Annotated in this window: 10 protein-coding genes; 5 read left to right on the top strand and 5 right to left on the bottom strand. The window is 67.0% G+C overall.

Annotation, left to right across the window (positions count from 1 at the left end):
• The 3 genes from IEY93_RS25795 to IEY93_RS25785 form a co-directional block, all read left to right on the top strand.
• The coding region (locus tag IEY93_RS25795; protein ID WP_229691472.1) for a cobalamin B12-binding domain-containing protein at window positions 1-964 on the top strand (964 nt) is incomplete at its 5' end.
• 183 nt (window positions 965-1147) lie between these two features.
• On the top strand, window positions 1148-2227 hold the full coding sequence (locus IEY93_RS25790; protein ID WP_229691471.1) for a transporter substrate-binding domain-containing protein: 1080 nt from the start codon (window positions 1148-1150) through the stop codon (window positions 2225-2227).
• Complete coding sequence (locus IEY93_RS25785) at window positions 2217-3335, top strand: hypothetical protein (RefSeq protein ID WP_189165705.1); 1119 nt, start codon at window positions 2217-2219, stop codon at window positions 3333-3335. Before IEY93_RS25790 ends, IEY93_RS25785 begins: the two co-directional genes overlap by 11 nt.
• Before the next feature lie 69 nt (window positions 3336-3404).
• On the opposite strand, the gene IEY93_RS25780 is transcribed toward IEY93_RS25785, so the two are convergent.
• Entirely contained in the window at window positions 3405-3587 is a 183-nt protein-coding gene (locus IEY93_RS25780) for a hypothetical protein (protein ID WP_189165704.1), read from the bottom strand.
• A gap of 204 nt (window positions 3588-3791) precedes the next feature.
• On the opposite strand from IEY93_RS25780, the gene IEY93_RS25775 reads away from it, so the two are divergent.
• Both IEY93_RS25775 and IEY93_RS25770 read left to right on the top strand, forming a co-directional pair.
• On the top strand, window positions 3792-4226 hold the full coding sequence (locus IEY93_RS25775) for an NUDIX domain-containing protein (protein WP_189165738.1): 435 nt from the start codon (window positions 3792-3794) through the stop codon (window positions 4224-4226).
• On the top strand, window positions 4223-4900 hold the full coding sequence (locus IEY93_RS25770) for a DUF433 domain-containing protein (protein WP_189165703.1): 678 nt from the start codon (window positions 4223-4225) through the stop codon (window positions 4898-4900). The genes IEY93_RS25775 and IEY93_RS25770 overlap by 4 nt, the downstream gene beginning before the upstream one ends.
• 172 nt (window positions 4901-5072) lie before the next feature.
• Here IEY93_RS25770 and IEY93_RS25765 read toward each other — a convergent pair whose 3' ends face one another.
• From IEY93_RS25765 to IEY93_RS25750, 4 genes are all read right to left on the bottom strand, one after another.
• The gene (locus IEY93_RS25765) at window positions 5073-5285 is read right to left on the bottom strand and encodes a DUF397 domain-containing protein (protein WP_189165702.1); all 213 of its coding nucleotides are present in this window, start codon (window positions 5283-5285) and stop codon (window positions 5073-5075) included.
• Window positions 5286-5349: 64 nt separating this feature from the next.
• Window positions 5350-5562: a DUF397 domain-containing protein gene (locus IEY93_RS25760; RefSeq protein ID WP_189165701.1), complete on the bottom strand. Its 213-nt coding sequence runs from the start codon at window positions 5560-5562 to the stop codon at window positions 5350-5352.
• A gap of 38 nt (window positions 5563-5600) precedes the next feature.
• Window positions 5601-5813 carry a DUF397 domain-containing protein gene (locus tag IEY93_RS25755; protein ID WP_189165700.1) on the bottom strand — a complete coding sequence of 71 codons (213 nt, stop codon included), beginning with the start codon at window positions 5811-5813 and terminating at the stop codon, window positions 5601-5603.
• Window positions 5804-6622 (bottom strand): helix-turn-helix domain-containing protein, encoded by an 819-nt coding sequence (locus IEY93_RS25750; protein WP_189165699.1) that lies wholly within the window; start codon window positions 6620-6622, stop codon window positions 5804-5806. Before IEY93_RS25750 ends, IEY93_RS25755 begins: the two co-directional genes overlap by 10 nt.
• Window positions 6623-6653 lie beyond the last annotated feature (31 nt).

Below are 6653 nucleotides of genomic sequence, written 5' to 3'. Positions count from 1 at the left end.
CTACGCCGCGCTCGATCTGGTGCAGGGTCTCCTGGACGACGGTGTCCCGGCCGAACGGCTGCTGCTCGGCGTCATCGCCCCCGCCCAGCGCCGCGTCGGCGAACTCTGGGCCACGGGTGAATGGTCGGTGGCCAGGGAGCACGGCGCGACGGCCGTCAGCGAGCAGGTCGTCGGCGCCATCGGCGCACGGGTCCGGCCGCGGCAGTTGTACGGCCGGGTGGTCGTCGCCTGCGTCGACGGCGAGTACCACCAGCTCGCCGCCCGGCTACTGGCCGAGGTGCTGCGACTGCGCGGGCTGCGGGTGGACTTCCTCGGCACGAACGTCCCCGGCCCCCACCTGATCGCCCACCTGCACCGTACGGGTCCGGACGCGGTGGCACTGAGCTGCACGATGCCCACCGGGCTGCCGCGGGCGCACGCGACGCTGAACGCGTGCCGGACCGCGGGCGTCCCCGTGCTGGCCGGCGGGTCGGGGTTCGGGATGGACGGCCGCTTCGCCCGCAAGCTGGGCGCGGACGGCTGGGCGCCCACGGCGGACGCGGCGGCCGACCTCCTGCGGTCCGGGCTGCTGCCGTCGTTCCCCCCGCCTGCGGACGAGCTGCCGCACCTCGCCGACCAGGAGTACGCCCGCCTGGTCCAGGACCGTACCGGCCTCATCGACCGCACCATGCGCGCGCTCACCACCACCTACCCGCCGGCGGCCGCCTACGACGAACGGCAACGGGAGGCCACGATCGAGGACCTCGGCCACATCGCCGACCACCTCGCCACCGCGCTCTACCTCGACGACGTCGCGCTGTTCACGGACTTCGTCACCTACACGTGCGTCCTGCTGGCGGCCCGGCACGTCCCCGCCGTCGCGGTCTCGGTGGGGCTGCGCCTCATGCGCAAAGAGCTCCCCGAACTCCCCCGCGCCCAGCACCTGCTCACCGAAGGCATCCACACCACGGCCACCCTTCCTTAGCGGCCGGCGGGTGCCCTGACCGTCCTCGTCGTCGAGCGAGCCGTACGGGCTCGGCCTGCGGCATTCTCCGGGGGCCCAATTCCGCCGGCTTTTCCGACGAAAAGAGCATCGATTTCGAGGATGACCTCTGCCCCACTTCTCGGCAGAATGGACGGACGGGTCGGGGTGATGGAGGCTGTGCGCGTGGGAATCGGGAAATCGCGGCGTATCGGGCGCCCTTTACGGCCTGGGAAGACCGGGCCGCCTCCTCCTGAGCCGCCACCGCCACCGGAACCCCCTCCGCCGTCCGAGCCACCACGCCGCCGAGGCGACTGGCTGCGGCTGTACGGCTGGCTGGCCGCGATCCTGGCCGCCGTGCTGGTCGGCGGCTGGATCGTGTTCGAGACCGGGCCGCCGACCGAGGCCCAGTTACGCGAGCAGGCCCGGCTGACCGGAGAACACGCCCGCGACAAGCTCTACATCGGAGTGAAGAACGACACCCCGGGCATCGCCGAGAAGGACCCGGTCACCGGCACCTTCTCCGGCTTCGACATCGACATCGCGTACATGATCGCCGCCGACCTCGGCTTCCGGCGCGATCAGGTCGTCTTCCTGTCCATCAAGACCGAGGACCGCGCCCGCCGGCAGGCCACCGACGACCGCGGGAACTACGTCGCCGTGGACCTGGTGGTGGCGACGTTCAGCATCACCCGCGACCGGGTCCGCGATGCCTCGGTCGGTTTCTCCACCCCCTACCTGTACACCGAGCAGTCCGTGGTCACCCGGAACGATCACCCCGCGGTCAGCTCGCTGAGCCAGCTCGCCGGCGAGAAGGTCTGCACCCTCGGCGCCTCGACCTCCGAGAGCCCGCTGGGCAAGGCAGGAGTGGAAACCATCCCGGAGAAGCAGATCAGCGAATGCTTCAAAGGGCTGGCGAACAAGCAGTACGACGCGGTGAGCACCGACGCGGCGATCATGGCCGGCTTCGTCGCCCGGTCGAAGGGCGCCTTCGTGCACCATGACATCGCGCTGGAGAAGACCGAGATGTGGGGGGTGAACACCGGCACCAACACCCCCCTGCGCACCCTGGTCGAGCTCGCCCTGTACCGCTCGTACGCCGACCCGCAGAACACCGCGTGGGAGGACGCCTACGACCGGCACATCCGGCCGCTGCTCGCCGCCAACCCCGGGGTGAACGTGGCCCAGAGCCTCCAGCCGTGCGTGAAGCCGCCGCGGATCCGCCGCTGGCCGTGGGAGCGGGCCCTGTCCTCCGATGGCTGCTGAGGAGGTACGCCGGCCCCTCCGGGTGCGCGCGCCGCAGCGCAACCAGGAGTGGCTGCTGACACTGCTGCCCGCCTTCCCCCTGATACTGCTGGTCATGCGGCTCTGGTACGCCAGCCGCCAGGACACCCAGACGCTGCTGCTGCTCGTCCAGTACGTCAGCCCGCTCGGTCTGCTCAGCACCGTGCTCCTCACCCTCGTCTGGGTGCTCCCCGCGGTGGTGCTGGCCGCACGGGTCCTCGGCCCGCTGTACCGGCTCAGCACTGGACGGCCCACCTGGGTGACACTGGCCGCCGACCGGATGCCCGACTGGGTCGTGGCCGTCGTCGTCGGCGTCGGACTGCTCGGCTGGCAACTCCGCTTCCTGCCGACCCTGCTGATGCTCACCCTCGCGGCGGGCGGGCTCGCCGTCCGGGAACGCCGCCCGCTGGACCGGACGAGGATCAGGGCGATCTGCCTGGTCCTGCCGGTGGTCGCCGGGGTGCTCGGCCTGTTCGTCCTGCGCACGGCCATCGCCCAGGCGCTGCACCAGGGCGACCTCTCCACGCTCGTCCTGCTCGCCGCCCCTCCCGCACTGGCCCCGCTGCTCACCGGCCCGGTGCCCGCACGCGCCGCGCCACTGGTGGTGCAGAGCCTCTCCTGGGCCCTGGCCGTACTGCTCCCCCTGGTCGCCGGGGTGGTCGTCCTGCGCTCGCCGATCCTCCCCCTCACCGCCGTGGAGCTCAGCCCAGAACCGGACGGCAAGGCCGAACCGGATGGCGAGGCGAAACCCGACGGCGAGACGAAACCCGACGGCAAGATGGGACTCGAGAAGGAGCCGAACCGGGTCGTCATCGGCTACCTGATCACCACCGACGACAAGCTCGTCACCATACTCGAACGCTCCGGCGCGGTCCGGTTCGTCAGCAACGACCGACTGGTCTCCCGGGTGCTCTGCCCCGAGCCCGGCGCCGTCCCGCGCACCACCGTGCACCTGTACGAGTGGAACGTCGAACGCAGCGTGCTGTCCTGGGTGGCCCCCGAACCCATGCCCGCCCCACCCGACTCCCGCTGCGAAGGCCGCCCCATCCCACCGCCCCGCCCCCGCGGCGAAACACCCCCGCCCGACTGACCCCGCCAAGCCAGAACGCCCCCGCTCCCCCGCACGTATACGTACACCCTTTTCTCTGGACGCGGCAAATCACCGGAAATCCGTCGAATGTGAGCGGCATACGATCGGCGATGTGTCGAAGTCGCCGAGATCGCACATCAGGCGACCATCTTCATGGCAGAGTGTGTTGAGCGAGGCGCGAAGCCACCAGCGCTTGAAAGCTGGAATAAGCCGGGCGCCTGACAATACCGCCACAACACGAAGCAAGTTCACTCTGGGGATATATCCGCAGCCTGGTCATATAGCTGACATCCGCGAAGCCGCGATGCGCACCCCACCTGATCAGGCAACGCGAGGCGACTCAGCCAACATGCCGGACGAGAAGTTCCAGGGTGCCGACGATGCGGCGGCCATTCTGTTCGACAGTTGAAGCGGGAGATGAAAATGGATGGCCCTGACCGCCTCCGTAGCGACGGAATGCCAGAATATCTGGTTGAGCGGAATCCCGGCTATTTCGAGTACCAACTGCCGATCTCGGTGAAACTAGTGGTCGATATGGGCGGGAAGGTCCCGCTACTCATGAATGAGCGGGATGAGTGGGAACTGCCAGGCGGGAAACTCGAAGTCGGCGAGACACCGGAGGTGTGCGTCTGCCGGGAGGTATTCGAGGAGTTGAACCTCACGGTGAGCGTTGAGGAGATCATCGACACCTGGGTCTACGAGATCACCGACCTGCGGCACACCTTCATCGTGAGCTACGGAACCATCTACAACGGAGACGAAGAGGTACGCAGCTCGAACGAGCACAAGAAGCTCGGGCTGTTCGCCTACGACGACGTCCCGGCCCTGCGCATGCCCGAGCCCTACAAGCGCACCATCCAGACCTGGCAGAAGACCATCACCCAGCGATGACCAGGCGAGACCTTCTCGAACGGCCGACCTACACGATGTCCCAGGTCGATCGACTCATCGGTCTGCCGCCGGGTACCACACGACGTTGGATCGGCGGATACTCCCGCAATAGCCGTACATGCGACCCGGTCGTTCGTCCGCGCCCTACCAGCGAAACGCACGTGACATGGGGCCGATTCGTCGAGACCCGGCTGCTGGCCGAGTACCGCAACGCAGGCGTCCCCATCATCAACATGTGGCCGGCGGTCGCCAAGCTCCGGAGCGAAACCGACGTGCACTATCCCCTTGCCCACGCGGCCAACTTCGTGACATCCAGCGGCAAAGAACTCGTGCAACGAGTCCAGGAGCAGGTCGGCCTGCAACGCGAGCTTCTGCTCGTGATTCCGCGTAACGGGCAACTCGTCATGGCCGACGCCGTCGAACTCTTCGTCAAGGCCGTCGAGTTCGACGAAAGCGGCACCGCAGTCCGTCTGCTTCCCGAGCCGAGAACCCCCGAAGTCAAGATCGACCCGGTACGGGCCTTCGGGGAGCCCGCCGTCAGATCCGTGCCCACCGAAGTGATCGCCGAACAGGTGCGCGCAGGCGACCCCGAAGATTTGATCGCCGAACTCTACGAGCTACCACTCGAACAGGTACGGCAAGCGGTCCTGTTCGAGAAGCTCCGCAGCGTCTGACGCAGCGGACATCTGCACTATCGCCCTGCGAACTGTGCGCTGCGGGTGGACGATACCTCGCGGGTGTCGGCAGGTTCATGGCAGTGTTCAGCCCGACGAGCGAACGGCCAGAGGAAGCCCCAGGCGGCGGCACTATCGCCGAGGACTTCCCTGGCATTGCTGAGGGCCGGCGTCAGAAGTCGAACTCGCCCTTCTTGGCGCCGTCGATGAAGGCGTCCCACACGCTCGCGCTCACCACGAACGGCGCCCGCTCCGGAGCCTCGGTATCCCGCACGCCCACCCGCCCGCCAGACAACGGCGCCACCTCCAGACAGTCACCCTGGTTGGGGCCGCTCTTCGTCGCCTTACGCCAGGCCGCGTTCCGCAGCTCCTCACTCAGATCCATGCTTCGAGCGCCTCTCTGATTTGATCCCTGCCTGGGGGTTGAGATCCGATCGCAGCCCGGGGGTTCAGAAGTCGAACTCACCCTTCTTCGCACCCTCGATGAAGGCGTCCCAGACACTCGCACTCACCACGAACGGCGCCCGCTCCGGAGCCTCGGTATCCCGCAGCCCGACCCGCCCGCCGGACAACGGCGCCACCTCCAGGCAGTTGCCCTGGTTGGGGCCGCTCTTCCTGGCCTTACGCCAGGCCGCGTTCTGCAGTTCCTCGATCAGATCCATGCCTCGATCGCCTCTCTGGTCCGATCACGACCCGGGGTTCAGAAGTCGAACTCACCCGCCTTCGCACCGTCGATGAAGGCGTCCCACACGCTCGCGCTCACCACGAACGGCGCCTTCTCCGGAGCCTCGGTGTCCCGCAGGCCCACCCGCCCGCCGGACAACGGCGCCACCTCCAGACAGTCACCGCCGTTGGGACCACTCTTGCTCGCCTTGCGCCAGGTAGCATTCCGGAGCTCGTCGCTCAGGTCCATGCTTTCTCCGCCTCTCTGATCAATTCTGTAGACACATGTTGCGGGTGTGCCTGCACGCGAATCGTGTCGTACGTAGCGTGGATGGCTTCGACATCCTCGGGACGGTTGGTAACGTGTCCGTTTAGCGCAGATTCGAGATACACAGTATCCGGACTTCCGGGAAGCTGCGCTATGACGAAGCCACCGAGGACCCCCGTTGTGACTCCAAGGGCCCTCGGGAGTATCTGGATGGCGATCCTAGGAGACGTAGCAGCAGAGAGCAGCCGTTCGACCTGACGACGCATGATCTCGGCATCGCCGACGAGACGATGTAGGACCTCCTCGTCCAATACCACCCAAAGCATCGGCGGAACATCCCGCACGAGAATGGCCTGCCGTTCCATCCGAGCGCGCACATACGCCTCTACCTCGTGCTCTCGTATACCGGCTTTTCCTCGCAATATGGCCCGGGCGTAGTCCTCCGTCTGCAGCAGTCCCGGGACTATCAGCGGCTGCCAGGTGTGTAGGGTGTGCGCCTCTTGCTCCACACTGAGCCAACCACGAAACCAATGAGGGCTTGCATCGCCCGTCAGGTGCGCCCACAGGCGGACGAGTTCTCCTCCCGCTCCCAGCGCGTCGTCGCAGCGTTGGGCCAGATCGCGGCTAGGAGTGCGCTGACCTCGCTCGATGAATCCGAGCAGGCTACGACTGAAACGAGTGGCAGCGGCAAGTTCATCTTGGGTCAATTTGGCCTTTTGGCGATGCTTGCGGAGTTCCATCCCGAAGAATTCATGTGCCCTCTCGGGCGATTTTTCATCACTTGATGCCATCTTCTAACCCACCCGCGCCGAAGAATGCTAC

Origin of the sequence: Sphaerisporangium melleum, from assembly GCF_014646695.1 — a bacterium.
GTDB lineage: Bacteria > Actinomycetota > Actinomycetes > Streptosporangiales > Streptosporangiaceae > Sphaerisporangium > Sphaerisporangium melleum.
The sequence above is the reverse complement of the archived record's forward strand: the minus strand, read 5'-3'. Positions and strand labels throughout refer to the sequence as shown.

What these genes read in the sequence shown, in the direction of transcription:
- IEY93_RS25750 (WP_189165699.1), bottom strand. Translation starts at nt 6,622, where the DNA reads ATGGCATCAAGTGATGAAAAATCGCCCGAGAGGGCACATGAATTCTTC.
- IEY93_RS25765 (WP_189165702.1), bottom strand. Translation starts at nt 5,285, where the DNA reads ATGGATCTGAGTGAGGAGCTGCGGAACGCGGCCTGGCGTAAGGCGACG.
- IEY93_RS25770 (WP_189165703.1), top strand. Translation starts at nt 4,223, where the DNA reads ATGACCAGGCGAGACCTTCTCGAACGGCCGACCTACACGATGTCCCAG.
- IEY93_RS25785 (WP_189165705.1), top strand. Translation starts at nt 2,217, where the DNA reads ATGGCTGCTGAGGAGGTACGCCGGCCCCTCCGGGTGCGCGCGCCGCAG.
- IEY93_RS25755 (WP_189165700.1), bottom strand. Translation starts at nt 5,813, where the DNA reads ATGGACCTGAGCGACGAGCTCCGGAATGCTACCTGGCGCAAGGCGAGC.
- IEY93_RS25775 (WP_189165738.1), top strand. Translation starts at nt 3,792, where the DNA reads ATGCCAGAATATCTGGTTGAGCGGAATCCCGGCTATTTCGAGTACCAA.
- IEY93_RS25760 (WP_189165701.1), bottom strand. Translation starts at nt 5,562, where the DNA reads ATGGATCTGATCGAGGAACTGCAGAACGCGGCCTGGCGTAAGGCCAGG.